Source organism: Clostridium sp. M62/1 (assembly GCF_020736365.1).
Lineage (GTDB): Bacteria > Bacillota > Clostridia > Lachnospirales > Lachnospiraceae > Otoolea > Otoolea saccharolyticum_A.
On record NZ_CP085988.1, the window covers coordinates 570,836 to 594,836 of the forward strand.

General features: G+C 49.7%; 22 protein-coding genes. 21 read left to right on the plus strand and 1 reads right to left on the minus strand.

The features are described 5' to 3' along the window. The first annotated feature begins 14 nt into the window (after window positions 1-14). The 3 genes from LK436_RS03065 (at window position 15) to LK436_RS03075 (ending at window position 2,136) form a co-directional block, all read left to right on the plus strand. The gene (locus tag LK436_RS03065; protein WP_008396919.1) at window positions 15-245 is read left to right on the plus strand and encodes a hypothetical protein; all 231 of its coding nucleotides are present in this window, start codon (window positions 15-17) and stop codon (window positions 243-245) included. Between the two features lie 296 nt (window positions 246-541). After that, window positions 542-1,906, plus strand: coding sequence for a TRAP transporter large permease subunit (locus LK436_RS03070; protein ID WP_227910163.1), 1,365 nt, complete (start codon window positions 542-544; stop codon window positions 1,904-1,906). A 5-nt stretch (window positions 1,907-1,911) separates the two neighbouring features. Further along, window positions 1,912-2,136: a cobalt ABC transporter substrate-binding protein gene (locus LK436_RS03075; protein ID WP_118751106.1), complete on the plus strand. Its 225-nt coding sequence runs from the start codon at window positions 1,912-1,914 to the stop codon at window positions 2,134-2,136. 114 nt (window positions 2,137-2,250) lie between these two features. Here LK436_RS03075 and LK436_RS03080 read toward each other — a convergent pair whose 3' ends face one another. Next, complete coding sequence (locus tag LK436_RS03080) at window positions 2,251-3,237, minus strand: LysR family transcriptional regulator (RefSeq protein WP_118751105.1); 987 nt, start codon at window positions 3,235-3,237, stop codon at window positions 2,251-2,253. Between the two features lie 252 nt (window positions 3,238-3,489). Between LK436_RS03080 and LK436_RS03085 the strand changes: the two genes are divergently transcribed. The 18 genes from LK436_RS03085 to murC all read left to right on the plus strand — a co-directional run bounded on the left by LK436_RS03085 (window position 3,490) and on the right by murC (window position 23,907). Further along, window positions 3,490-4,503 (plus strand): 4-hydroxy-2-oxovalerate aldolase, encoded by a 1,014-nt coding sequence (locus LK436_RS03085; RefSeq protein ID WP_008396913.1) that lies wholly within the window; start codon window positions 3,490-3,492, stop codon window positions 4,501-4,503. A gap of 90 nt (window positions 4,504-4,593) precedes the next feature. Then, a complete protein-coding gene (locus LK436_RS03090; RefSeq protein WP_008396912.1) occupies window positions 4,594-5,562 on the plus strand; it encodes a 2-hydroxyacid dehydrogenase in 969 nt (322 codons plus the stop codon). A gap of 116 nt (window positions 5,563-5,678) precedes the next feature. Further along, window positions 5,679-6,392, plus strand: a complete 714-nt coding sequence (gene treR, locus LK436_RS03095) for a trehalose operon repressor (protein WP_008396911.1) — start codon at window positions 5,679-5,681, stop codon at window positions 6,390-6,392. Between the two features lie 209 nt (window positions 6,393-6,601). After that, window positions 6,602-8,035, plus strand: a complete 1,434-nt coding sequence (gene treB, locus LK436_RS03100) for a PTS trehalose transporter subunit IIBC (RefSeq protein WP_008396910.1) — start codon at window positions 6,602-6,604, stop codon at window positions 8,033-8,035. 51 nt (window positions 8,036-8,086) lie between these two features. After that, the gene (locus LK436_RS03105; RefSeq protein WP_008396909.1) at window positions 8,087-9,799 is read left to right on the plus strand and encodes an alpha,alpha-phosphotrehalase; all 1,713 of its coding nucleotides are present in this window, start codon (window positions 8,087-8,089) and stop codon (window positions 9,797-9,799) included. 155 nt (window positions 9,800-9,954) lie between these two features. Beyond that, window positions 9,955-11,592 (plus strand): helix-turn-helix domain-containing protein, encoded by a 1,638-nt coding sequence (locus tag LK436_RS03110; RefSeq protein ID WP_021966817.1) that lies wholly within the window; start codon window positions 9,955-9,957, stop codon window positions 11,590-11,592. Window positions 11,593-11,777: 185 nt separating this feature from the next. Next, entirely contained in the window at window positions 11,778-12,626 is an 849-nt protein-coding gene (locus LK436_RS03115; RefSeq protein WP_008396907.1) for an HAD family hydrolase, read from the plus strand. Further along, window positions 12,598-13,464 carry a carbohydrate ABC transporter permease gene (locus LK436_RS03120; protein ID WP_021966815.1) on the plus strand — a complete coding sequence of 289 codons (867 nt, stop codon included), beginning with the start codon at window positions 12,598-12,600 and terminating at the stop codon, window positions 13,462-13,464. The genes LK436_RS03115 and LK436_RS03120 overlap by 29 nt, the downstream gene beginning before the upstream one ends. Next, on the plus strand, window positions 13,461-14,285 hold the full coding sequence (locus LK436_RS03125) for a carbohydrate ABC transporter permease (RefSeq protein ID WP_008396904.1): 825 nt from the start codon (window positions 13,461-13,463) through the stop codon (window positions 14,283-14,285). The genes LK436_RS03120 and LK436_RS03125 overlap by 4 nt, the downstream gene beginning before the upstream one ends. Before the next feature lie 32 nt (window positions 14,286-14,317). After that, the gene (locus LK436_RS03130) at window positions 14,318-15,682 is read left to right on the plus strand and encodes an extracellular solute-binding protein (RefSeq protein ID WP_008396902.1); all 1,365 of its coding nucleotides are present in this window, start codon (window positions 14,318-14,320) and stop codon (window positions 15,680-15,682) included. A gap of 22 nt (window positions 15,683-15,704) precedes the next feature. Then, window positions 15,705-16,703, plus strand: coding sequence for a nucleoside hydrolase (locus LK436_RS03135; protein WP_008396901.1), 999 nt, complete (start codon window positions 15,705-15,707; stop codon window positions 16,701-16,703). Next, window positions 16,700-17,578 (plus strand): sugar phosphate isomerase/epimerase family protein, encoded by an 879-nt coding sequence (locus LK436_RS03140; RefSeq protein WP_008396899.1) that lies wholly within the window; start codon window positions 16,700-16,702, stop codon window positions 17,576-17,578. The genes LK436_RS03135 and LK436_RS03140 overlap by 4 nt, the downstream gene beginning before the upstream one ends. A 281-nt stretch (window positions 17,579-17,859) precedes the next feature. Then, window positions 17,860-18,705: a DUF368 domain-containing protein gene (locus LK436_RS03145; protein WP_008396897.1), complete on the plus strand. Its 846-nt coding sequence runs from the start codon at window positions 17,860-17,862 to the stop codon at window positions 18,703-18,705. 472 nt (window positions 18,706-19,177) lie between these two features. Beyond that, window positions 19,178-20,392 carry an ATP-binding protein gene (locus tag LK436_RS03150; protein WP_044930970.1) on the plus strand — a complete coding sequence of 405 codons (1,215 nt, stop codon included), beginning with the start codon at window positions 19,178-19,180 and terminating at the stop codon, window positions 20,390-20,392. Window positions 20,393-20,558: 166 nt separating this feature from the next. Beyond that, window positions 20,559-20,975: a recombinase family protein gene (locus tag LK436_RS03155; protein ID WP_008396894.1), complete on the plus strand. Its 417-nt coding sequence runs from the start codon at window positions 20,559-20,561 to the stop codon at window positions 20,973-20,975. Next, a complete protein-coding gene (locus tag LK436_RS03160) occupies window positions 20,953-21,534 on the plus strand; it encodes a transposase (RefSeq protein WP_008396893.1) in 582 nt (193 codons plus the stop codon). Before LK436_RS03155 ends, LK436_RS03160 begins: the two co-directional genes overlap by 23 nt. 158 nt (window positions 21,535-21,692) lie before the next feature. Next, window positions 21,693-22,196 (plus strand): QueT transporter family protein, encoded by a 504-nt coding sequence (locus LK436_RS03165; protein ID WP_008396891.1) that lies wholly within the window; start codon window positions 21,693-21,695, stop codon window positions 22,194-22,196. Between the two features lie 313 nt (window positions 22,197-22,509). Beyond that, complete coding sequence (gene murC / locus LK436_RS03170) at window positions 22,510-23,907, plus strand: UDP-N-acetylmuramate--L-alanine ligase (RefSeq protein WP_008396888.1); 1,398 nt, start codon at window positions 22,510-22,512, stop codon at window positions 23,905-23,907. Window positions 23,908-24,001: the final 94 nt, after the last annotated feature.

The window sequence follows — 24,001 nt, forward strand, 5'->3', positions numbered from 1 at the left end:
GAGGTTGATGGAAAATGATGAAGAAGCTGTATCAGAACCTTATTTTAATTGGATTTTTAATTTTTTTCCTGGGAGGCTGCATCTATGTGGCTGGCCAGTTCCTCTGCCTGGTATTGGGGCAGCCTGAGATGATGATTGCTTTCGAGAGGGTGACCGGCGTAATCTTTCCGGCAGCATCCGTGAGCGGGCTGCTGTGTTTTCTGTACCACTATGTCTTCAGGGAGAAGAAAGAGTCAGAGGATTAATGCACGAAAGGGTATAAACAGCAGATATTTTTATGTTATTATCTTAGACTAAGAGGGCTCCGAGCCGTAAAAGGCTCGGAGCCCTCTTTGCAGTATCGCAGGCATGCCGGTGTACAGAAACGCAAAGAGATGAAATCTTCCCTCCCACCTTGCAGAGAAATGGGATAAAACACAACATAAACATTGTGAAAAACTGAAAAATATACTGTTGGATATTGGGATAGCACAATGATATGATTAAGCTGTCCAAAGAACAGAGCATTTGGAAAAAATACAAAAGGGGAGGGATAGAAAACGTGATAGGAATCGGAATTACAGCTTTTCTGGTGTATATCATATTTGTCATGATCTGGTACCTGCTTTTAAAGAGAAGCATAGCGGAAGCTATGCTGATAGGTCTGGTGATTGTCTGTGCCTTTAACGGAGTCGGAACCGTACCGCAGACTTTTGTGACGAGCCTGAAGGATGCAGTTACACAGGATGTCATGGCAGCGATTATTCTGTTTACTTTTATGTCATCCATCATGATGAAGACAGGAATCATCCACAGACTGGTGGATATTTTAAACTCTATTTTGGGAAGGTTCAGAGGAGGCCCGGCTTACGTGTCAGCCTGCGCCAGCGCCCTGTTCGGCATGGTTTCCGGCGCCAGCAGCGCCAACGCCGCAACGGTAGGCTCCATTACCATCCCATGGATGAAGGAGTCCGGATGGCCCAAAGAAGTGGCCTCCACAATGAACACAGGAAACGCAGGACTCGGAATCTGCATCCCGCCGTCCTCATCCATGTTCCTGATGCTGGGACTCCCGGCAGTGGCCGGAACGGTGAAAGCCGGAGATCTTTACTTCGCTCTGCTGTGCGGCGGACTGTGGACTCTGGTTTACCGTCTGCTTCTGACCAGGTATTATGTTTCCAAGTACCACATTCCGGCAGTGCCGAAGGATCGTATCGAGAGCCTGGGAAAGGCTGTGAAAAAGGGAGGATCTTCCCTCTTCATGTTCCTGGGAATCGCTATTCCTCTTGTAATTATCACAGGGCCGGTCGGAAAAGTTCTGGAGACGGTTGCTTCCTTCGGAGAGGATGCAGTCGGAGCGATGAACATTATCATCTGGGTTCCGGTTCTTATTATGGCAATCTGTATGATTGAGGGACGCAGGTTCCTCCCGAAGACAAAGGAAGGATGGTTTGAACTGGTCAGCTCTTCCGCAAAGACATGCTGTTCCTGCGGAGCTGTTTCCCTGTTCGCCATGGCCGGCAGCAATGCCCTCACAGAGACGGGATTTGGAGATGAGCTGACTGTCATCCTGGCATCTCTCACTTTCCCGAAAGTGGTTATGCTTCTGATTATCGGCTTTATCATTGCCCTGGTGGCAGGACCGCTCAACGCGACTTCCACTACTGTGAGCATCGGGCCGGTAGCGTATTCAGCCATGGTTGCCGTAGGAGTATCGCCGGTAACTGCAGTAGTCTGCTACCTGATTTTTGCTTCCACAGAGGGAGCTTCCCCGCCTATGTCCTCCCCGATCTTCGTGTCCAGCAGTATTGCCGGAGTTGAGGATGTGAGCGTAATGTTTAAGCCTCTGATTTTCCACTACTGTATTCCGATTGTGCTGGTAGGAGTGCTGGTGGGATTGGGAATTCTTCCGCTGATAGGAGGGTGATAGAGATGAAAAAACTGCTGAATGTTATATTTGTCCTCTGCATTGCAGCGGCGGTCGTTCTGGGCGTGTGCTATATCGTGGTACAGACGGCGGCAGTTGTGACTGTCAATGGAAGCCTTGCGCTGTGGGCTCAGGATTATCTTGAGGCGCCGGTCTGCATTATGTGTTCTCTGGCAGCCATCGCCGCATTCCTGATGAGCTATGTGTTCCACTGGAAATCCGGCGACTAAGACAGAAGACAGGAAGAAAAAGATAAAAGGCAGAATGGAGAGAGTCGTTTACATAAAAACGGCGGATGGCTTCTCTCCGCTCTGCCTTTTTTTGTTGAAAAAAACGGGAGATTCCTACTGCTTTTCTTTTTTGATGGAATAGTGCTTTGCGATGGTCCTGGAGTAGCTTCGGAATACCATGGAGGCGTCCTGGATGAAATCCATGGCATACTGGGGAAGCGGATAGTCCTTCCGGTAAACCAGATAGAGGATGTTTTCCGGGATCTTATTTACAATGGGGAATACATGGAAATCAGGATTTCCGTCGTCTGATCCGTACCGGTGTTCGTAGAATACCACAGGGGAGAGGAGGCCGGCGCCGGCCCCGCTTTTTGCCATCTCGTAGACCAGGCTCTGCTCATCGCATTCCAGGGCAAACTGCGGTTTAAAAAGGCGGGAGAAAAACTGATCAATCCCCTTTCTCAGCCGGTTGCCCGGACGAAGCGTGATAAAAGGGAGCCTTGAGATCCGCTCCAGATCCGCCCCGTTTTCAGCGGAAAAATCCATAAGGATTTCCTCCCAGGAATCTGGATAGAAGCTCTTTAAGAGGGGGATGGAAAAGCAGCACTGCACCTTTTCCCTGGCAAGCTCAATGCGGTTTAAGTTTGGGCTCTGAGGGGTGTCGATGCCGATATACAGATCCAGTTTTCCCGTCTGGAGAAGTTCGTCGAGTCTGGCGCTGTTGCCGTCGGTCAGTTCAATGGAGATATTCGGGTGTTCCGGGTGGTAGAATTTCCAGATAAGAGGAAAGAACACGCCTCCTCTCAGCCGGGAGATTCCCACGTTCAGAGTAGCGCGGCAGTTTTCGCTGATATCAGAGAAGGCTGCCTTCATTTTTGCCTCCGCCTCCAGGATCTGCCGTCCGTAAAAAGCCATCTGCTCCCCCTCCAGCGTCAGGTGGAAGGAGGGACGCCTTTCAAACAGACAGACGCCGTACTCCTCCTCCAGCCGCTTGATGTGGCTGCTCAAAGCCTGCTGGCTGATAAACAGGCGCTCGGCCGCCCGCGTGATATTCATCTCCTCCACTGCGCACAGAAAATATTCGATACTTTTCAGATTCATAATGCCTCCTGTTCCGGGAACTGGCCGGAGAATATCCAGCCAAGCGCTGATTTTTCGCAGCCGGTTTCTCTGTGTCCCCTGGCTTTCTCTGCAGACATGAGCAGTCTGGTAAAACCATTATCACAATATTTGACTTGTTAAGATAAGAAAAAATTACTGTTAGACTTTGTTATATGAGGATGATACCATATTTACAGAAGAAAAAAAAGATTGGCGAAGCCAAAATTTACAGGAAATGACAGGAGAGCAGAGATGAGTAATAAGAAAAAAATTCAGTTAATGGACTGCACCCTGAGAGACGGGGCAAATGTAGTAGGCAAGGGATTTTCGGCGGAGATTACAGATATGGTGCTTGACGGGCTTACCTCCTGCAAAGTGCCGATCATCGAGTTTGGAAACGCAGGCGGAATCGGCGCCTATGAGGTGGCCGGCTTTACCAATGCGCTGACAGACAGCGAGTATCTGGAAATCGCGAAAAAATATCTGAACAGGGGCAGCGAGATCGGAATGTTCCTGAACGCAAAGCGGTACAGGGAAAAATACGTAGATATGGCGGCAGAGAACGGCCTGGCCTTCCTGAGGGTGGGAGCCGATGCCGGAGACGGATCCATCGCTCTGCAGGCAATAGCAGACATTAAAAAGAGAGGGATGAAAGCCTACTATTCAGCCATGAAGGCTTATCTTCTGACAGCCGACGAGCTGGCTGAGGAGGGAAAGCGGCTGGAGGAGGCTGGTCTTGACGAGATTACAATCATGGACTCAGCAGGAACCATGCTTCCGGAGCAGGTAGCCGAGTACACGAGAAAGCTGTCGGAGGCTGTATCGATCCCGGTAGCCTTCCACTGCCACAATAATCTGGGGCTTTCCGCTGCCAACGCCATCGCCGCCTTTGAGAACGGGGCGGATATTCTGGACTGCGGCCTGATGGGAATGGCCAGAAGCGCAGGAAACCTGCCGACAGAGATCTGCGCCGCCATGATGAGAAGGCTGGGACAGATGGAGGAAATCGATCTGTACGGCATGTTAAGCTTCATCAAAAACAGACTGGAGCCGGCTATGGAGAAGCACAGCTATCATAACCCGGTGAAGCCTCTTGACGTGGTTCTGGGCTACAGCGGCTGCCACTCCAGCTTTGTAAAGACCTTCCAGGCTGTGGCAGAGGAAAAGGGAGTCGATCTGTTCAGGCTTATCTGCGAGGTATCGGAAATCGACAAGAAGAGCCCGTCTAAGGAGCTGATGGAACAGACAGCCGACAAACTTCGCTAGAGAAGGCGGAGGATCTGGAGAACAGAGACAGCAGGTTATAAAACAGGATCAGAATGCTAGTCAGAATATAGAGAAACGGAGCGGTGAAATATGACAAAGGTTGTGCTGGCCGGCAATTATCCGGCTCATACATATGAAAGACTGAAAACCATGCTTGAAAATCTGGACTGCACACTTACAAAGGTGGAGACAGAGGAAGAGTATCAGAAGATGACAGATGCCGAAATTATGGTTCTCAGGATCTTCAAGGCAAGGCAGGATGTTATCGAGAGGAACAAGGGGTTAAAGATGATTATCCGCTGGGGAGCCGGTTTTGACTCGGTGGATATTGAAGCGGCAGGAAAGAACGGTGTCGTGGTGGCCAATACGCCCGGCGCCAACGCTCCGGCGGTATCGGAGCTGGCCGTTATGCTGATGCTGGCGGTAGGACGCCATCTCATCGATCACATGGACAGTCTGAGAAAAGGTGTCTGGAGCAAAAACACCTATATCAATCAGTCCTATACCCTGAACAGAAAGCTGGTAGGAATTATAGGAGCCGGAAATATCGGGCGTCAGACCGCAAAGAAGGCCCAGGCCTTTGGAGCGGAGATTCAGTACTATGACCCGTTCCGCCTGTCTCCAGAGCGGGAGCAGGAGCTTGGGCTTCGCTATGTGCCGCTGGAGACGCTCTTAAAGACCTCCGATGTGATTTCTCTTCATGTGCCGCTTACAGACAGCAACCGCCATATGATCGGCGCAGAGGAGATCAGTCAGATGAAGGACGGGGCAATTCTCGTCAACACGGCAAGAGGCGGCCTGGTAGACGATCAGGCGCTGGCTGAGGCAGTGCGCAGCGGAAAGCTGGCAGGAGCAGGACTGGACGTTGTGGAAAACGAGCCGCTGAAGGAAGACGATAGTCTCCTCACGACGCCGGGGATTGTGGTGACGCCTCACGTGGGAGGGGGAACCGCAGATATCGGCGATGAAATCCTGCCGATGCTGGCGAAAGAGATAGAAAGAGTCATAAACGGCCAGATGCCGGAGCATGCGGTAAATCTTGAATATCTGAAAAAATAGCCGCAAGCTGTATCTCTCAAATCAGGCGTCCGAGCAAAAACAGTTGAGCTTTTTATCATCTGGTGTTAAATTGTAGACAGAAGATACGTACCAAACAGGAAAGGTCAGGGAACAGTATGTCCAGCAAATACGTACAGGTTTACAATACACTGAAAAAGCAGATCGAGAGCGGAGAGTATGCCATCGGGGAGGAATTTCCGTCAGAGGGAGAGCTTCAGAGCCGGTTTCAGGTTTCCAGGGACACAGTCAGAAAATCCCTGGGAATGCTGGAAAATCAGGGCTATATCAGGAAATCCAGAGGACGCGTGGCCGTTGTGATGGAAAGAGGGGAGGGGAATTTTCCCTTTGCGGAGATTCTCAGCTTTAAGGAGCTGAACACACAGCTGAAGAGAAAGACGGAGACAGAGGTTGAGAATCTGGAAATCCTCTCCGACCCCGAGCTGATTTTCCGCCTGTTTGAGGATGACGAGGAGAAGGAGATCTATGATCTGGTGCGGGTGCGCAGGATAGGGGGCGAGAGGGTCATTATCGACCACGACTACTTCAAGAGAAGCATTGTGAAGAACCTTCCCCTCAGAGCCTGCCGGGAGTCGGTCTATGAGTACCTGGAGGGGGAGGCAGGACTGAAAATCGGCTATGCAGCCAAGGAGATTGTGGTGGAGGAAGCAACGGATCAGGACAGGAGGTATCTGGATCTGAAGCAGTACGGTCTGGTGGTTGTTGTACGAAGCTATACGTATACCAGGGATAACAGGCTGTTCCAGTACACAGAGTCAAGGCACAGGCCGGATCAGTTCCGGTTTGTGGAAATCGCACAAAGAAAGAAGTGATAAATTATAAAAGACGCCGAAAATAGCAGGGGCGTCTTTTTTTTATGCCTTTTTCCTTGACGGAGAAATACGGATATGATAATTTATAATCAAACATATACGTATAAGTTAAAACGAAAAACGGATACGATTCAGCAAAGGGCAGGGCTCTTATGCCTCTGCCTGAAACAGCAGAATCCTGCCGGAGAAAAGGGAAAAGGAGGAGCAGAATGTCAGAGTTTGCAGGTGATGCCAGAAGGCTGTTGGAGCTGGTGGGCGGCAGGGAAAATATTGTGTCATTCACCCACTGCGCTACCAGGATGCGGTTTGTCCTGGCAGATGAGAAGAAAGCGGATGTGAAGGGAATTGAGGCTCTTGAGAGTGTGAAGGGGAGCTTTACGCAGGGAGGTCAGTTCCAGGTTATAATCGGAAATAAGGTTTCTGTATTTTTTGATGAATTTTCCGCTGTGAGCCACATGGAAGGTGTGGATAAGCAGGAGGTCAAGAATGCGGCGAAAGGGAATATGAACCTGCTGCAGAGAGCGGTTGCCAATCTGGCCGAAATTTTTGCGCCGCTGATTCCGGCGATTATCGTGGGAGGTCTGATTCTGGGATTCCGCAACATTATCGGAGATATTAAGCTGCTGGAGGGCGGAACGAAGTCAGTGACAGAGGTTTACCAGTTCTGGAACGGTGTATACAGCTTTCTGTGGCTGATTGGCGAGGCTATCTTTACCTTCCTCCCGGTGGGCGTTACCTGGTCTGTGTGCAGAAAGATGAATGCCGATCAGATGCTTGGAATTGTGCTCGGCATTACTCTGGTTTCCCCGCAGCTGATGCCGGCCAGCGACTTTGTGGCCGCCAAAGCGGCAGGGGAGGCTGTGAAAATGTGGGATTTCGGATGGTTCCACATCAATATGGTAGGATACCAGTCCCAGGTGATCCCGGCCATCCTGGTGGGAATTGTATTCTCACTTATCTACCGTTTCTTAAAGAAGAGGATTCCGGATGCAGTTTCCATGATTCTGGTGCCGTTCTGTTCCCTGGTTCCGGCGGTGCTTCTGGCCCATACAGTAATAGGGCCCTTTGGCAGAATGCTTGGAGACGGACTGGCAGGGATTATCATGGCGGGCTTTTCTTCTTCTCTCTGCTGGCTGTTCAGCGGAATTTACGGTCTGTTATACCCTCTTTTAGTGATCACGGGACTTCACCATTCCATGCTTCCCATTGACCTTCAGACCGTCGCTACCATGGGAGGAATTTATACCTTCCCTGTGGTAGCCCTCAGCAATATTGCCCAGGCGACGGCAGTAGCGGCCTTTGTATTTGTAAACAGAAAGGATGCCAAGATCCGTGAGATTGGTATTCCTTCCTTCATCTCCGGCTATCTGGGAGTTACAGAGCCGGCCATGTTCGGTGTAAATTTAAAATACCTGTATCCGTTTATCGGGGCCATGCTCGCCAGCGGAATCATGGGCGTGATCTCCAGACTGTTCGGCGTGATTGCCAACAGTGTGGGAGTTGGAGGAATCCCGGCGTTTCTGTCCATGAGAGGAGATAAGATATTAGTGTATCTTGTATGCATTCTGCTTGATATGGTGCTGGCTTTTGGAATTACGGTAATTCTGTCAAAAACGAAGCTGAAAAATTACGGAACCCGTTAGACGGAGTGGAAGACAGCGGACAGGAAGGATTCAGGAAAGGAAGAACAGAAAATGGAACTCAATTTAGGAGATAAGGTGGTCTATCAGATTTATCCGAAGTCCTTCAGGGATTCAGACGGAGACGGGATCGGGGATCTGAGAGGCGTGACGGAAAAGCTGGACTATCTGGAGGAGCTGGGAGTGGATTATCTGTGGCTGACTCCGTTTTTCCCCTCTCTGCAGTATGACAATGGGTATGATATTACGGATTACAGGGGCATTGATCCCATGTATGGAACCATGGACGATTTCGATGAACTGGTGAGTGAGGCAGGAAAGAGGGGGATCAGCCTGATGGTGGACATGGTATTCAACCACTGCTCCACTAAGCATGAATGGTTTCAGAGGGCGCTCCAGGGCGATCCCTACTACAGGGATTTTTTCATTATCAAAAAGGGAACGAAGGAGGGACTCCCTCCTACCAACTGGACCTCTAAATTCGGGGGAAGCGCCTGGGGATACCTGCCCCGGACAGACGAGTATTATCTTCACCTGTTTCATGTGAGCCAGGCGGATCTGAACTGGGAAAACCCCAATGTCCGCCGGGAGCTCTATGATGTGGTAAACTTCTGGATTGAGAAGGGTGTGAAGGGCTTCCGCTTTGATGTGATTAATCTGATCTCAAAGCCTGCGATCTATGAGGACGATCTCGAGGGGGACGGCCACCGGTTTTACACAGACGGGGCGAGAATCCATGAATTTCTCCATGAGCTGAACCGTGAGACCTTTGGCCCCCACGAGGATATTATCACCGTTGGGGAGATGGCGTCCAGCGATCTTCCCAACAGTATCCGCTATTCCAGACGGGAAGAGCAGGAGCTTTCCATGATCTTTGATTTCCATCACCTGAAAATCGACTACCCCTCAGGCAACAAGTGGGAGGTTCAGCCCTTCCGGTTTCACGATCTGAAGAAGAATCTGTTTGAATGGCAGGAAGGGATGGAACAGGGAGGGGGATGGAACGCTCTGTTCTGGGACAACCACGATCAGCCGAGAATCGTCTCACGGCTGGGAGACGAGGGCTCCTTAAGAAAACAGTCGGCTAAAATGCTGGCCACAGCCCTTCATGGCCTGCGGGGAACGCCCTACATTTACCAGGGAGAGGAGATCGGGATGACCAATGCCGGTTTTACAGAGATTGGCCAGTACCGCGATATCGAGACGCTGAACGTATTCCAGGAGCTGAGGCTAAAGGGAAAAACATCAGAGCAGATCTATGAAAGCCTCAGAAAAAAATCCAGGGACAACGCGAGAACACCCATGCAGTGGGACAGCACAAAAAACGGAGGTTTCACATCAGGAACTCCGTGGATCAGCGTCAACAAAAATTTCCGGGAGATTAATACAGAGGATCGGGAAAAGCCAGATTCTGTTTTTCAGTATTACAGAAAGCTGATTGAGCTGAGAAAACAGCTTCCGGTTCTTTCCAGAGGCCGTTTTGAAGCCCTTCTCAGGGATGACGCTCGGATTCTGGCCTACAGGAGGGTACTGGAGGAAAACGGGAAGACAGAGATCTATGTGGTCTGCAATTTCTTCCGGGAGGAGGCAGAGCTTCCGGCCGGGCTTATACCAGAAGGGGCAAGGCTGCTGCTTGGAAACTATGAGGCAGATACCAAAAAGCCTCAGGAAGAGGAATTGCAGACTGGCGGGAAGGGCCTTTGCGCAGCTGCGGCAGGAAAAAGGCTCAGGCCCTATGAGTGCTTTATCGCGCTGGCTGAGGGGTAGAGAAGGCCGGCAGGGGATAGGAGGAGACCCTGACTGTCTGATTGTCAAGCCCTGGCATTCAGGTTATAATAATACCGAATCATATGGAATGGCTGCGAAGGCCTTTGACCGGCAGAAATATGGAAAGCCGGAAGAAAAAGCAGGCGGCAGCCGGTATGAAACGGAGAACAGACACCATGCGCGTAATGATTATCAGCCACGACAGAGCCACAATCCGCGCTCTGAAAATAGCCCTCGGGAAAAAAACGGAAGATATCTCGGAGATCGCCTCGGCCTACAGCCGGGAGCAGATTCTGTCTCTGACTAAAAGAGAGGAGTTCGACCTTCTGATCTGCGATGCAGACATGCCGGGGGAGAAAGGAGTCGAGGCCCTCAGGGAGCTGAGACAGAAGAAGTACAGAGGAGGCATAATCCTCATCAGCAGTCAGTGCAGCCCGAAAATGACCAGGGAAGCCCTTCGCCTGGAGGCCGGCGATTTCCTTTTAAAGCCTGTGGAGGCGGCAGAACTCTGGGAGGCAGCCAGAGGAGTGATCAAAAGGTATAAGGAGAAGCAGGAGGAAGAGCTTAAAAGAGACTACGGGGACTGCTGGATGGAGAACCACATGGCCATCAAGGAGCTGTTCTGGAAGGATGTCTGCCTGGGAAGGGTCAGAAACGATCCGGAAACCATCAGCAGGAAGGCTCAGGGATGCAACATCCGCCTGGACGAGGACGCGCGCTGCCGCATGGTACTTATTACAATAAAAAATGTGGAAGAGGTACAGAAGCGCTGGGGGGAGGAACTGTGCCAGGCAGCCATCCAGAACCTGGCCAAGGGGATCGTAAAGGGGAATGTCCAGACCAGCCAGGTCATTGTGATCTACACCAGGGTGGTTGTGCTCCTGGATGAAAGGGAGGGGGAACGGTTCCGGGAAGTGGGCCCCCGTCTGGTTGAGCGCTGTCAGGAGATGCTTGGCGCACAGATCCTCTGCTATGTAAGTGAAAACATTTTCTGCGAGGAGATGGAAAAGACGTATTCCGGGCTTCTCAGGTTCAGCAAGGATGATGTGCTCTGCCAGGAGAGCATTCAGTATGTGAAAAAAGAGCAGATATGCGGCGAGAGCGGGGAGAAGCAGTGGAAGGAGAGGGTGATCCTGCCATCTGACTGGGGAGAGATGATTTTTGCAGGGCAGACCGACCGGCTGCTGGAGAAGCTCAGGCGGTTTCTGGTGGAACAGGCAAAGAAAAAGCGGCTGGATGAGATGAGCTTCCGGATTCTTCAGCAGGATCTGCTTCAGCTGTTTTTTGCCTGTATGGAGTACAGGGAGCTGAAGGCACACCAGCTGTTTGAAGATCCGGAGATCTATAAATATTATCAGACTGCCTGCTATTCCATCGACGGAATGTGCAGCTGGATCAGACGGTGCATGGAGCTGATGAACCGCCTGTCCTTCCCGGAGGGAAGCGGCAGAGGGGAGGAGATGGCGGGACGCATAAAAGGCCTCATCAAGGAAAATCTGAAATCCGGTATCAGCCGGAGGGAGATTGCGGAAAAGCTGAACCTGAATCCTGATTATGTAAATCGATTGTTTAAGAGTGAAACAGGGATGACGGTCAAGGAGTACGCCATCAAAAAGAGGATGAAGCAGGCTGAACACCTGCTGAAGCACTCTGATCTTGCAGTCAGCGCAGTCGCCGCCGAGGTAGGCTATGATAATTTTTCCCATTTTATCCGCATGTTCAGGAAGGAAACGGGATATACTCCCAAGCAGTACAGAAAAAAATTCCGGGAAATAAACGTCGAAAAAACATAATAAAGTCCAGAAAGTGCTATTTATATTTCGAAAACGTAAATATAAATAGCATTTTTTTATGGCTTTTGTAAAATTGAACGGAGAAAAAAGTCGGAAAAACGGCAAAACTTGTCGGAAGAGAGAAAGACGCAACGGGAAAATTTCAATATAATTGGAGCAGAATATATGAAGAGAGGGAAAGCAGTATGGAACAGAGGCGTTCAAAGATACGGCTGGTTGTCAGCGATGTAGACGGAACCCTGGTGGGGAACGACTGCGTGATGGAAGAGGGCATGAAAGAGCTTTCCAGACTTCTCAGAGAACAAGGCATTGCCTTTACACTTGCCAGCGGAAGGCCGGTGGGGATGATGAGACAGTATATGGAAGCCCTTGATATCACCCTTCCTGTGATTGCCTCAAACGGGGCCGCAGGGTATGAGAAAGGAGCTTTCATCTGGAAGGAGATTCTTCCCGGCAGAGCAGTCCGGACAGTAGCCGAAGAGGCAGACAGACTGGGCCTGGCAGTTTTTCTCAACGACGGGATCACGGAGGGCGTTTACCGCCAGAATGACTACACCCGCAGGCAGACGGAAAAAACGGGGCTCTACGAAACAGTGATTCATCCGGAGGGAGATGAGTGGGAGACAATAGAGCTTCAGAAGCTCATGATCATTGATCCGGACAGCCCGGGCAGATGTGATGAGTTAAGAGAGCTTTTAAAGGAGCGGGAAAATGGAATTTATGTAGTCCGGTACGATGACCGCTGCTTTGAGGCCATGCCTGAGGGGTGCAGCAAGGGAAGCGGCATCAGGCGGCTGGCGGACTACCTCGGGATTCATCCGGGGGAGATTCTGGCAGTAGGTGACAATATCAATGATCTGGACATGTTTGAGGCCGCAGGATGGAGCGCCGCTGTGGGAAATGCCGCAGAGGAATTGAAAAAGAGGGCAGACTATGTCTGCCGGGGCGAAACCGTTCAGGGCGTCATTGAGGCGGTCAGACATTTTATTCTGGAGGGAAAATGCGGTGAAAAAACCTATATTGAAAAAGGCTGAGCCTTATCTTTGGCTTCTGCCGGCGTTTATACTGTTTGCTGTATTTACATTTTATCCGTTTCTTGTGACTGCATTTAAGAGTCTGTTTATCGTAGATTCTTTCGGTCATCTGAAGCGGTTTGTGGGACTGGAAAATTATGCGTATATTTTTGAGGACAAGGTGTTTGTGAAATCCATCATCAACACTCTGATCTTCACGCTGCTGACAGTGCCCACATCGAAGATTCTGGGACTTCTGCTGGCGCTTTTAGCCAATAAGAGGCGCAAAACCTCTGCTTTTTACGAGGCGTCCTTTGCTGTTCCCATGGCGATGGCATCTTCTGTGACAGCGATGATTTTCCAGCTTCTCTACGTGCCGTCCCTGGGCCTGATCAACGGTGTTTTCGGACTGGATATCCAGTGGCTCAACGATCCGAAGTTTGCGCTGCTGTCCATTTCCATTGTCCAGATCTGGCTGTCAACGGGATATGCCTTTATCTTCCTTCTGTCGGCTGTCAGAGGAATTTCACCGGATATTATAGAGAGCGCTTCCCTGGAGGGAGCTTCGCCGCTTCAGATGATTTTTAAAATCTATCTGCCGCTGACCTCTCCCACCATGTTTTATCTGATTATCACGGATATTTCCTTCAGCGTTATGATGATGAGCCTTTCCAACGTGCTTACAAACGGAGGGCCTCAGAACTCTACGATCACCATGATGCAGTATATTTACAAGCAGATTGCGGGAACAGCCAATTATACAAATGCAAATCCGGCGGCTATCGTGGCATTTCTGATAGCCTTTGCAGCCACTATGGCAGGCTTTGCATGGGAGAAGAAAGGAGTGCACTATCAATGAAAAAGAAGACTCTGTGGGATATTTCAGTTCAGGCTGTCTGTATCCTGTGCGCCCTTTTGATCCTGTTTCCGATTCTCTATGCCTGTTCTGTTTCCTTTATGGAGCAGAAGGACGTGCTCTCATCGCCGCCGAACCTGTTTCCGCCCAAGGTAACTCTTGAGAACTACAGAACGGCGTTTTCCAGAACCATGCTGCTCCGGTACATGCTCAATTCCTTTATTGTGGCCTCTGTCTGCAGCGTGACCAGGATGGTAACAGCCACCATGGCGGCCTTTGCCTTCTCATTTTTTGAGTTTAAGGGAAAGAAAATTCTGTTTGCCCTGACTATGGCAACGATTATGATTCCGCCGGATGTGCTGATTGTGTCAAACTTTACGACGATCAGCCGCATGGGACTCATCAATACTTATGCGGGTATGTGCTCGATCTTTCTGGTGTCTGCCACCAACGTCTTCCTGCTCAGGCAGTTTTATCTGTCCTTTGTGAAATCTCTGAAGGAGGCGGCCTATGTGGACGGATGCGGAAATGTGAGATTCTTTCTCTGGGTGCTGCTTCCGGCCAGCAAACCGATTATGGTAACTGTGTTCCTCTCCTCCTTTGTAAGTGTGTGGAACCAGTATGTGTGGCCCATGCTTGTCACCAACCAGAATGAGATGCGCACCATCCAGGTGGGAATTACCATGTTAAAGGACAGGGAGTCAGCAGTATTCGGCCCTGTCATGGCAGGCGTTATCATAGCGCTTCTGCCGACGGTTCTGCTGTTCGTGCTCTTCCAGAGGAAGATTGTCAGCGGAATGATGAGCGGAGCTGTAAAGGAGTAAATTTATATAACCATTATAAGGAGGATAAAAGTATGAAGTTAAAGAAGATGGCGGCAGCGCTCGCAGCGGGAACTGCTCTTTTAAGCCTGACCGGCTGCGGTGCAGGAGCCGGCGGCAATTCTGAGGGAGGCTCTCCGGTAGGAGCTGTCAGCGAGGATGGAACCAGGGAGGTCGTGTTCTGGCATTCCATGGACGGAGTGTATGCAGAGATCACACAGAAGCAGGTGGATCAGTTCAATGAGACCATCGGAAAAGAAAAGAAGATCCATGTAACCCCGGTATTTCAGAACTGGCCGGGAACAGAGGCGCTGACGGCAGCCATGTCCACTGACGATGTGGAAAATATGCCGGATGTGATTCAGCTTTACGGAGAGCACGTAAGCCTTGTAAGGGACTATGACCGTCTTGTGTGGGCTGAGGATATGCTCTCCAAAGAGGGAAATTCCGTGGCAAAGGAGGATCTGATTTCCAATGCAGTCTCTTCCTTTGAAATCGACGACAGGCTTGCAGGCGTGCCGTGGAGTGTTTCCACCCTCCTTCTCTACTACAATCAGGACTATCTGGATCAGATAGGAGCCCAGGTTCCGGCCACCATCGATGAGATGGCCTCCATTCTGGGAACTCTCAAGGATGAGACAGATGCGCAGTACGGACTGAACGTGAGAGTCAGCCTGTTTGAGCTGGGCAACTGGATCGCAACTCAGGGACAGGGTACCTACCTGGGAGACAATGAGAGCGGACACAGCGGAAAAATGAAATCCATGGCCTGCGAGGAGGCCCTGGAAGCCTTCCTCACAGAGTGGCAGAAGGTGGTAGACACAGGAGCCTACAAGCCTACCAATGACTCTATCAACGAGGAGTTTGCCCAGGGACTGAACGCCATGGCGATTATGAGCAGCTCCAGAATCCCGACAATCAAGGAACTGGTGGGAGACAGCTTCAACTGGGGAGTGGCTCCTATTCCGGTGGTAAACAGCACCGATGACGGCGGAGCTTATCCCAGCGGTTCAGGACTTTTCCTCTTAAACAGGGGAGACGAGGAGACCGTAAATGCAGCATGGGAATTTGAGCAGTATATGATCTCACCGGAGGCTCAGGCTATGTGGCTGGACGGCGCAGGCTACATTCCGGTCAACAAAAACTCATCAGAGCTTGAGAGCTGCCAGAAGGCTATGGAAGAGACTCCTCAGCTTGCCGTTCCGGGCGAGGTGCTCATGGGAACCAGCGAGAATGTAGTTGCTCCGTTTGTGCCGAACTCTGACGGCGTAGACACTGTGATCAAGGATGCCATGCTGATGTTTGGAAACGGGGAGGCGTCCGTGGAGGATACAAAGACAGCGATTATTGACGGCTGCAACCAGATTTTCAATGACTACTACCGTGCAAACGGGGAATAGAGACGGCAGGAAAACAGATTAGATGAAAAAAGGAATGACTGACACAAATCAATACGGGAAGGCCGTTCAGAAACAAAAGGCAGAATCAGCCATTCAGAAGAAGGTGATCATTGACACGGATCCCAGTGCTGACGACGCCATAGCGCTGATGCTTGCGCTGGCGTCGCCGGAGCTTCAGGTCCTTGGAATGACAGCCGCTTATGGCGTGTGCGACTCCGACAGAAGCATCAGAAACATTATGAAGATACAGGAGCTGTGCGAAAGGCCGGAGATTCCGGCTGTGCAGGGGGCGAAAGCCCCCCTTTCACGCCCTATGGAGTTTGATGATGCCTACTGCGGGCCGGACGGGCTGTCCTGCACGGGGCTTTCGGAACCGGAGAAAAGCCCGGAGAAAACAGAGGCCTTCCGCTGGATGGGAGATATGATAAAGGCCCATCCCGGGGAGGTTTTTATTATTTCTATGGCCCCCATGACGAACCTGGCTCTGATGCTGCAGAATGCCCCTGAAACGGCAGGGCTGACGGCAGGGATTTTCACGATTTCGGGAGGATATGGACTGAATCCCGACCATGGAAGGTTAAACCCGAGACCGGAGTGGAACATCGCCCAGGATCCGGAGGCGGCCTCTGCAGTGTTTGGCTCAGGGATCCCCATCACGGCTGCCGGCCTTGATGTAACCTCACGCCTGGAGGACTCTATGATGGACCGCCTTTTATCAGAGGCAGGAGAGGGAAAAAAGACAGACTTTCTGAGACAGGCTGTGCAGTTTAATCTGGAGCATGGCTTAAATCCCTCAAGCCTTCTCGTAGACAGCGCGGCGGTGGCTCTCACAGCCTTCCCTGACATGGCAAAAACTGCCCGGGGAGGCGTTCTGGTGGAGACAAAGGGGGAATATACGACAGGGCAGACCCTGTTCGGCAACAGCGGGCGTTTTAAAGCGCTCCCGCAGAATGTAAGCGCAGCCTGGGAATATGACTGGAACCGGCTTATCAGACTTCTCACAGAAAGGGTATTTATATGAAATTATCTACATCTACAAATATCGTATTTGAAAGGCCGGACAAGAGCATCATGCCGATGGAGGACATGATGGAGATGGCCTTTGCGGCCGGCTTTGATACCTTTGACATCAGCTTCTATGACTGGTCTCTGCCCCACTCCCCGTTTCTGACTGACGGGTGGGAGCGGTGGCTGGCAGGGATTGAGAGAAAGAAGGATGAACTGGGAGTAACCTTTGGCCAGTGTCATGCCTACACCTATAACTTCTGCGCAGAAATGACAGAGAGCGAGAGAAGGCGCCATGAAGAACTGACAGAGCGCTCTGTCTACTGCTGCGCCGCCCTGGGCTCCAGACTCTGTGTGACACACCCGGAAACAGACTTTGACAGCCCTGCCCTGGTACAGTCCTCAAAGGAAAAAAATATCGCCTATTTCAGAGAGCTTTTAAGGAAAACGGAGCAGTACCATATGGCCTTTGCTGTGGAAAACATGTGCGATTATGCCATTGCACCAAGGCGGAAATACGGCGTGACTCCCGAGGAGCTGGTGGACTTTGTGACAGATTTCGGTGATGAGAGGATGGGTATCTGCTGGGATTTTGAACATGCAGATATTATGAAACAGGATCAGAGAAAATCCCTTCTCTATATCGGAAAGCATTTAAAGGCCACTCATGTTTCTGATACCCACAGCATGACCGATCCGGATCTGATGCATGTTCTTCCCCTCTTCGGGACTGTGGACTGGAAGACAGCGGTGGAGACATTAAAGGAGATCGGCTATGAGGGGTATTTCAGCTTTGAAGTCAATAATTACGGAAATTATTTTCCTGACAGGCTTCTCCCCACAGCCCTGAAGCTGGCCTACGAGGTGGGAGAATACCTGATGGGGCTGTAGGCGGATGCCAGACGCTTCCCCGCCCGCTTTAAGCGGACAAGAAGCGTCTGGCGTCCGCCTTATGAAGATTAGAACAGGAAAACTCTTATGAAAGCACGCTTTCAACGCATTTTCCTGTCCTAATCTTCGCATGGCTGAATGTTGCAATATTTTTCTTCTGCCGGCGGAAACCAGTTGACGAATGGAAAAAGCCATTATATGATAGACCTTGACTAATATCAGCCAGTCAGAGAGGAAAGCGGCAGGCGTTCTGCCGCTTTCGCATATAAAGGAGTAAAGCTATGAATGAAATGCAGGATTCAAAATTCAGCCTGTCCAAAACTCTGTTCAGGGTTCTTCAGGGGGCTTTGATAGGCCTGGGCGCAGTGCTGCCGGGCATATCGGGAGGCGTTCTGAGCGTTATTTTCGGAATCTATAAACCGATCATGGAGCTGCTCTCCAACCCCTTCGCAAACTTTAAGACACACGTTCCGAAGCTGCTCCCCGTGTTTATCGGAGGCGGCATCGGATTTCTGGGGATCGCCAATGTGCTGTCATTTTTCCTGGAAAAATACCCGGCGCCGTCGGTGTGCCTCTTCATCGGTCTGATCACAGGCATGCTTCCGTCCCTGTTTCGCGAGGCGGGAGAGCAGGGAAGAAGCAGAGCGTCCTATGTGTCCATGATTGTGTGCATGTGCGCGATCTTTGCGCTTCTCATCGGACTTAAGATGACCAGTGTGGAAATCAGCCCGAACTTCTTCTGGTATCTGTTCTGCGGCTTCTGCCTGGCTCTCAGCGTGATTGCTCCTGGAATGAGCTTTTCCACCCTCCTGATGCCTTTAGGGCTCTATACCCCCTTTGTGGACGGCATCGGACACTTTGACCTGGGAATCCTCATCCCAGGAGGAATCGGTGCGCTGGTGACTGTGATCGCCCTCGCAAAAGCCATCAACACTCTGTTTGACAGACACTATTCTGTGGCCTTCCATGGAATTATCGGAATAGTCATAGCGGCGACGATTATGACAGTCCCTGTGGACGGTTTTATCACAGTGGCCCAGAGCGCAGTAAATGTGGTCTGCTTCGTGGTGGGAATTTTTGCAGCCCTGGCCCTGGATAAGTTCAACAGCAGGGTAAGTGTGGAGTAGGGCGCAGAGAGGTAAGCGGCGCCCAAACAGGATGGAGGATGGGAGGACAGTAACGGTTTCGCTTTATCTGGCGGATCGGATTTCGTTTGATTTAGGAAAAGAATAAAGAGAGTTCAGTACAGGCGGGAAGCAGACATAATGCCAGCCTGTACTTTTTTGTTTTTTAATAAAGCAGGAACTGCCGTGTTTTATTAAGAGTAATAGTGTTCTATCCGGTTTGTATCCTATATGCCGAATCGAAAAAAACCTTCTGAACGTAAGTCAGAAAACATGAGTTTCAGAATAACTTCAAAAAGAAAAAAGCAGCTGCTTAAGTATCAGACAAGATTTTTCATCATTTTTCGCAGTTATTTCCTATAAAATGATATAAAATATAAAATTGTCGAATATAGACGATAAAATAGCAGAAAAACAGTTGAACATCCAGTACAAACGGGATATACTGAAAGAAACGTGGGAAGGGGGAGTTATTTTGATTAAACGGGAAACTTATATGAGACGTATTCGTCCATTTATTGGAAATGAGCTGATTAAGGTTATGACTGGTATCCGGCGGGCCGGTAAATCGGTAATGCTGGAATTGATTCAGGAGGAACTGATTTGTTCTGGTGTAACGCCAGAGCATTTTATTTCTATTAATTTTGAAGATTTGAGATATATGCGTCTTCTGGATGCCATGGCACTGCATGAAGAAATTCTGAGACGGGCAGAGCAGATAGAAGGAAAGGTTTATCTGTTTTTTGATGAAATACAGGAAGTGACGGATTGGGAAAAATGTATCAATTCTTTCAGAGTCTCATTGAACTGTGATATTTATATTACCGGTTCCAATGCAAAACTTTTATCAGGGGAGTTTGCAACATATCTGGGCGGACGATATGTGGAGTTTGTTATTTATCCCTTCTCTTTTTCAGAATTTCTTGAATTATATCATACAATGGATCCAGCTGCTTCCGTACAGCAGTGCTTTAAGAGTTATCTTCTGGTGGGCGGTATGCCATATCTTTCCAATATCCGTTACGAAGAAGAACCGGCGAAACAGTACCTGACGGATCTGTTCCATTCAGTTCAGCTGAAAGATATCGTAAAGAGGAACAAGGTTCGGGATGTGGATTTACTGGAACGGGTAATGGCATATGTAATGGCAAATATAGGAACCGTTTTTTCGGCATCTTCTCTGACAAAATTTCTCAAAAATGAGCATCGGACCACATCAACAGATACAGTACTTAACTATATAAAATACTGCTGTGACTCCTATCTGTTTTATCAGGTGAAGCGGGAGGATTTACAGGGAAAGCAGATTCTGGCGACCAATGAAAAATATTATATTGCAGACCATGGGATCCGGGAAGCTGTGTACGGGGGAAACATGCGGGACATTAACCTGGTTCTTGAAAATATAGTGTACCTGGAACTTCTGCGCCGCGGATATAAGGTAACAGTCGGGAAAGTTGGAGAAAAGGAAATAGACTTTGTCTGTGACAGGAGAGGTGAAAAACTTTATATCCAGGTAGCTTATCTGCTGGCAGATGAAAGTACAGTAAAGCGGGAATTTGGAGTATATGATTCCATTCGGGATAATTTCCCGAAATATGTAGTCACAATGGATGAACTGGACATGAGCCGGAATGGGATTAAACATCGGAATATTCGGGATTTTTTAATGGAAAGCGAATGGGATTAGGGATTAAGGGTGAGAGGCCGGATAAGGAAGCCTTTCACCCTTATTTTATATATTATTCAGAACTGTATTCTTTACGCAGGTCTTAAGGACGCTGTTATGGGTTATGAGTTGAGAAATTGCCTGATTTGGGAGTTGTTATCCCGGTCGGGAGAGAGGAGGGAAAACAATGGGAAATCTGTATGGCTATATTCGTGTCAGTACCAGAGAACAGAATGGGGACAGGCAGATTCTTGCATTGAAAGAGCTGTTTATCCCGGAGAAAAACCTTTTTATGGATACCCGCCGAGGCAAAGACCTGATGGGAACGTTTTTAAGCGATATTGTCCTGCAGGTGCTATCCCTTGTGGCAGAGAATGAGCGTATCAATATACGGCAGCGTCAGGCAGAAGGAATCGCTGCCGCCAAAGCCAGGGGCATTCGTTTTGGAAGACCCCCAGCGCCTTTACCGGAAAACTTTCATCACCTGTATCACCAATGGAAAAACGGAAAAATTACTGGAAAAACTGCTGCGAAACTATGCGGGATGCCGCTTTCCACCTTCCGCTACCGGGCAGAGATTTATGAAAAAAACAATTTTTTGTAAACAGATGTTTTACAAAAACACATATTTATTATATCAACTGCAGGAGGTCATTTTTTATGATGGGAAAGCAAAGTGGACAAATCCAGATGGTAATCTTAGACATAGATTCTATAATTCCAGAGGATCATCTTCTGAGACAGATAAAAACTGTGTAAATTTTGACTTTATGTACGAAAAGACAGTCCCCTATTATTCTCATGTTGGCAGAAGATCTATTGCCCCCGTTGTTCTGATGAAAATGCTGCTAATTGGTTATCTTTATGGGATCAAACCAGATCGGAGACTTGAGGAGGAAGTATCTCTTAACCTTGCTTACCGCTGGTTTTGCGGAATTGATCTTATGGATAGAGTACTGGATCATTCAACTTTTAGCCAGAATAGTAGAAGACGTTTTCAAGAGGCCGGCATATTCCGGGAAATTTTTAATAAGATCGTATTGAAGTGTATAGATCTTGGAATCGTATCAGGAGAAATCGGTGTTGCAGATGGTTCATTCCTTCCAACGGATCCTGGAACAGCCGCTATGAGGCAGTTGAGGCAGTCCAACGCTCCACTGTAAAGTTTCTTGACAATCCCCTTCTTCCATGGTATCCTATGACACGCAGATAAGCCCATAAAAACCAAGGTCTTACGGGCCTGCCGCCGATTCCCGGCGTTAAATGAATCGAGTGTTCGAGACCTTCCACTCGTAAAACAAAACTAAAGGAGAAACAGAATATGAAAGAATCAAACAAGAAATCCGTGTACCTGCTCACCCAGGGCGCAGCCATCGCAGCGATCTACATTGTGCTGACCCTCATCTTTGCGCCAATCAGCTTTGGCCCGGTTCAGTTCCGGATCTCCGAGGCGCTCTGCGTCCTTCCGTTTTTCACACCGGCCGCGATTCCCGGTCTGTTTATCGGCTGCCTGCTGTCCAATCTTCTGGCAGGAGCCATGACCATGGATGTGATCTTCGGAAGCCTGGCAACACTGATCGGAGCTGTGGGCTCCTATGCCCTCAGAAGAAACAGATTCCTGGTTCTTCTGCCTCCGATTATCTCCAACGCTGTGATCGTTCCGTGGGTTCTGCGCTACGCCTACGGCAGTACAGATCTGATCCCGGTAGCCATGGTGACTGTTGGAATCGGGGAGATTCTGGCAGTGGGAGTGCTGGGAAGCATCCTGATCCGCGGACTGGAGCGATACAGGCATACGATTTTCGGAGGCGTGAGAACTGCCTGATAGATAAGGCGCGGATAGCCATAGAAGAACGATAAAGGGAAGAGCTGTGAATGTTTCCAAATCTCACAGCTCTTCCCTTTTTCTGTGAGGTTCTGCCCGACAAGCACTCCTTTCCACTGTCAGCCCTGGGGCAACCCGCCAATATGGCTCAAATCTGTTGACATTTCCCTTTAAAAGAAGTTAAATTAAAGAAACATCCTGCATATGCTTATCTGGCGCAGTCTGCCGGACGGGAAGGCAGGGGAAGGCAGGCGGCTTTTAGAGACGCCTGATTCCATGGAAAGGAAAAATCAGGTAAAAGGTGGAAAGAAACATGTATCAGATTGATTTTAATAAACCGCAGCACATTTATTTTATGGGAATCGGAGGCATCAGCATGAGCGGCCTGGCGGAGATTCTGATGGATGAGGGATTTACCGTCACAGGCTCTGACTCCAAAGAGAGCGAGCTCACGGAGCATCTGAGAAGCAGAGGGGCCGTGATCTATATCGGACAGCGGGCAGAAAACATCAGACAGGCAGAGCAGACAGGAAAGAAGATTGACGCCGTGGTGTACACGGCAGCTATCCATCCCGACAATCCGGAGTTTGCGGCTGCGAGGGAGGCGGGGCTTCCCATGCTTTCCAGAGCCGTCCTTCTGGGGGAGATGATGCGAAATTACAGGGAGGCTATCGCCGTGTCGGGAACTCACGGAAAGACCACCACAACCTCCATGCTCTCGGAGATCTTTCTGGTTGCCGAGGCAGACCCTACCATATCTGTGGGAGGGATCCTTCCGTCCATAGGAGGAAACATCCGCGTCGGCGGACCGGAATTTTTCATCACAGAGGCCTGTGAATATACAAACAGCTTTCTGGAATTTTTCCCGACTATTGAGGTGATCCTGAATATCGAGGAGGATCACATGGATTTCTTCAAGGATCTGGCAGATATCCGCAGCTCCTTCACACGCTTTGCAAAGAAAACTCCAAAGCAGGGAGCCGTTGTCATAAACGGGGAGATTGAAGACTGGCAGGAGATTGTGAAAAACACAGAGGGCAGGGTGATTACCTTCGGAACAGACAGAGGGTTTGACTACAGCGCAGGGGAGATTTCCTACGACTCCCTTGCCAGGCCGACCTTTGACTTCTATATAAGAGGGGAAAAGCGGGATACCCTGAGCCTTGGAGTCAGCGGCGAGCACAATGTATACAATGCCCTCGCAGCCGCAGCCGCAGCCCTTGAGGCGGGGCTCTCCCTGGAAGCGGTGAAGCGGGGACTTCTGAGCTTTACGGGAACCAAGCGCCGCTTCGAGAAAAAGGGAGTCCTGAATGGGGTGACGATCATAGACGACTACGCCCACCATCCCCAGGAGATTCGGGCGAGCCTTAAGACAGCTCAGAATTATCCCCACAACCGGATCTGGTGCGTGTTCCAGCCTCACACCTATACGAGGACAAAAGCATTTCTCGACGAGTTTGCAGAGGCGCTTTCCATGGCAGACTGTATCGTTCTGGCCGATATCTATGCGGCTCGGGAAACGGATACACTGGGCATCAGCTCCCGCGACATAGCAGAAAAAATTGAGAGGCTGGGTAAAAAAGTCTGGTATTTTCATACCTTTGAGGAAATTGAAGAATTTCTCAAAAAAAGCTGTATACACGGCGATTTGTTGATAACTATGGGGGCCGGAGACATTGTAAATGTGGGAGAAGCGCTGCTTGCAGAGTAGTTATCCACATTATCCACAAAGTTTTCAACATTTTATGTAAAGGAGCACTGTGGATTGTTTGATTTACATAATAAAAGTTTCTATTGTATGAAAA

What these genes read in the sequence shown, in the direction of transcription:
- LK436_RS03065 (WP_008396919.1), top strand. Translation starts at nt 15, where the DNA reads ATGATGAAGAAGCTGTATCAGAACCTTATTTTAATTGGATTTTTAATT.
- LK436_RS03075 (WP_118751106.1), top strand. Translation starts at nt 1,912, where the DNA reads ATGAAAAAACTGCTGAATGTTATATTTGTCCTCTGCATTGCAGCGGCG.
- LK436_RS03080 (WP_118751105.1), bottom strand. Translation starts at nt 3,237, where the DNA reads ATGAATCTGAAAAGTATCGAATATTTTCTGTGCGCAGTGGAGGAGATG.
- LK436_RS03085 (WP_008396913.1), top strand. Translation starts at nt 3,490, where the DNA reads ATGAGTAATAAGAAAAAAATTCAGTTAATGGACTGCACCCTGAGAGAC.
- LK436_RS03090 (WP_008396912.1), top strand. Translation starts at nt 4,594, where the DNA reads ATGACAAAGGTTGTGCTGGCCGGCAATTATCCGGCTCATACATATGAA.
- treR (WP_008396911.1), top strand. Translation starts at nt 5,679, where the DNA reads ATGTCCAGCAAATACGTACAGGTTTACAATACACTGAAAAAGCAGATC.
- treB (WP_008396910.1), top strand. Translation starts at nt 6,602, where the DNA reads ATGTCAGAGTTTGCAGGTGATGCCAGAAGGCTGTTGGAGCTGGTGGGC.
- LK436_RS03105 (WP_008396909.1), top strand. Translation starts at nt 8,087, where the DNA reads ATGGAACTCAATTTAGGAGATAAGGTGGTCTATCAGATTTATCCGAAG.
- LK436_RS03110 (WP_021966817.1), top strand. Translation starts at nt 9,955, where the DNA reads ATGAAACGGAGAACAGACACCATGCGCGTAATGATTATCAGCCACGAC.
- LK436_RS03115 (WP_008396907.1), top strand. Translation starts at nt 11,778, where the DNA reads ATGGAACAGAGGCGTTCAAAGATACGGCTGGTTGTCAGCGATGTAGAC.
- LK436_RS03125 (WP_008396904.1), top strand. Translation starts at nt 13,461, where the DNA reads ATGAAAAAGAAGACTCTGTGGGATATTTCAGTTCAGGCTGTCTGTATC.
- LK436_RS03130 (WP_008396902.1), top strand. Translation starts at nt 14,318, where the DNA reads ATGAAGTTAAAGAAGATGGCGGCAGCGCTCGCAGCGGGAACTGCTCTT.
- LK436_RS03135 (WP_008396901.1), top strand. Translation starts at nt 15,705, where the DNA reads ATGAAAAAAGGAATGACTGACACAAATCAATACGGGAAGGCCGTTCAG.
- LK436_RS03140 (WP_008396899.1), top strand. Translation starts at nt 16,700, where the DNA reads ATGAAATTATCTACATCTACAAATATCGTATTTGAAAGGCCGGACAAG.
- LK436_RS03145 (WP_008396897.1), top strand. Translation starts at nt 17,860, where the DNA reads ATGAATGAAATGCAGGATTCAAAATTCAGCCTGTCCAAAACTCTGTTC.
- LK436_RS03155 (WP_008396894.1), top strand. Translation starts at nt 20,559, where the DNA reads ATGGGAAATCTGTATGGCTATATTCGTGTCAGTACCAGAGAACAGAAT.
- LK436_RS03160 (WP_008396893.1), top strand. Translation starts at nt 20,953, where the DNA reads ATGAAAAAAACAATTTTTTGTAAACAGATGTTTTACAAAAACACATAT.
- LK436_RS03165 (WP_008396891.1), top strand. Translation starts at nt 21,693, where the DNA reads ATGAAAGAATCAAACAAGAAATCCGTGTACCTGCTCACCCAGGGCGCA.
- murC (WP_008396888.1), top strand. Translation starts at nt 22,510, where the DNA reads ATGTATCAGATTGATTTTAATAAACCGCAGCACATTTATTTTATGGGA.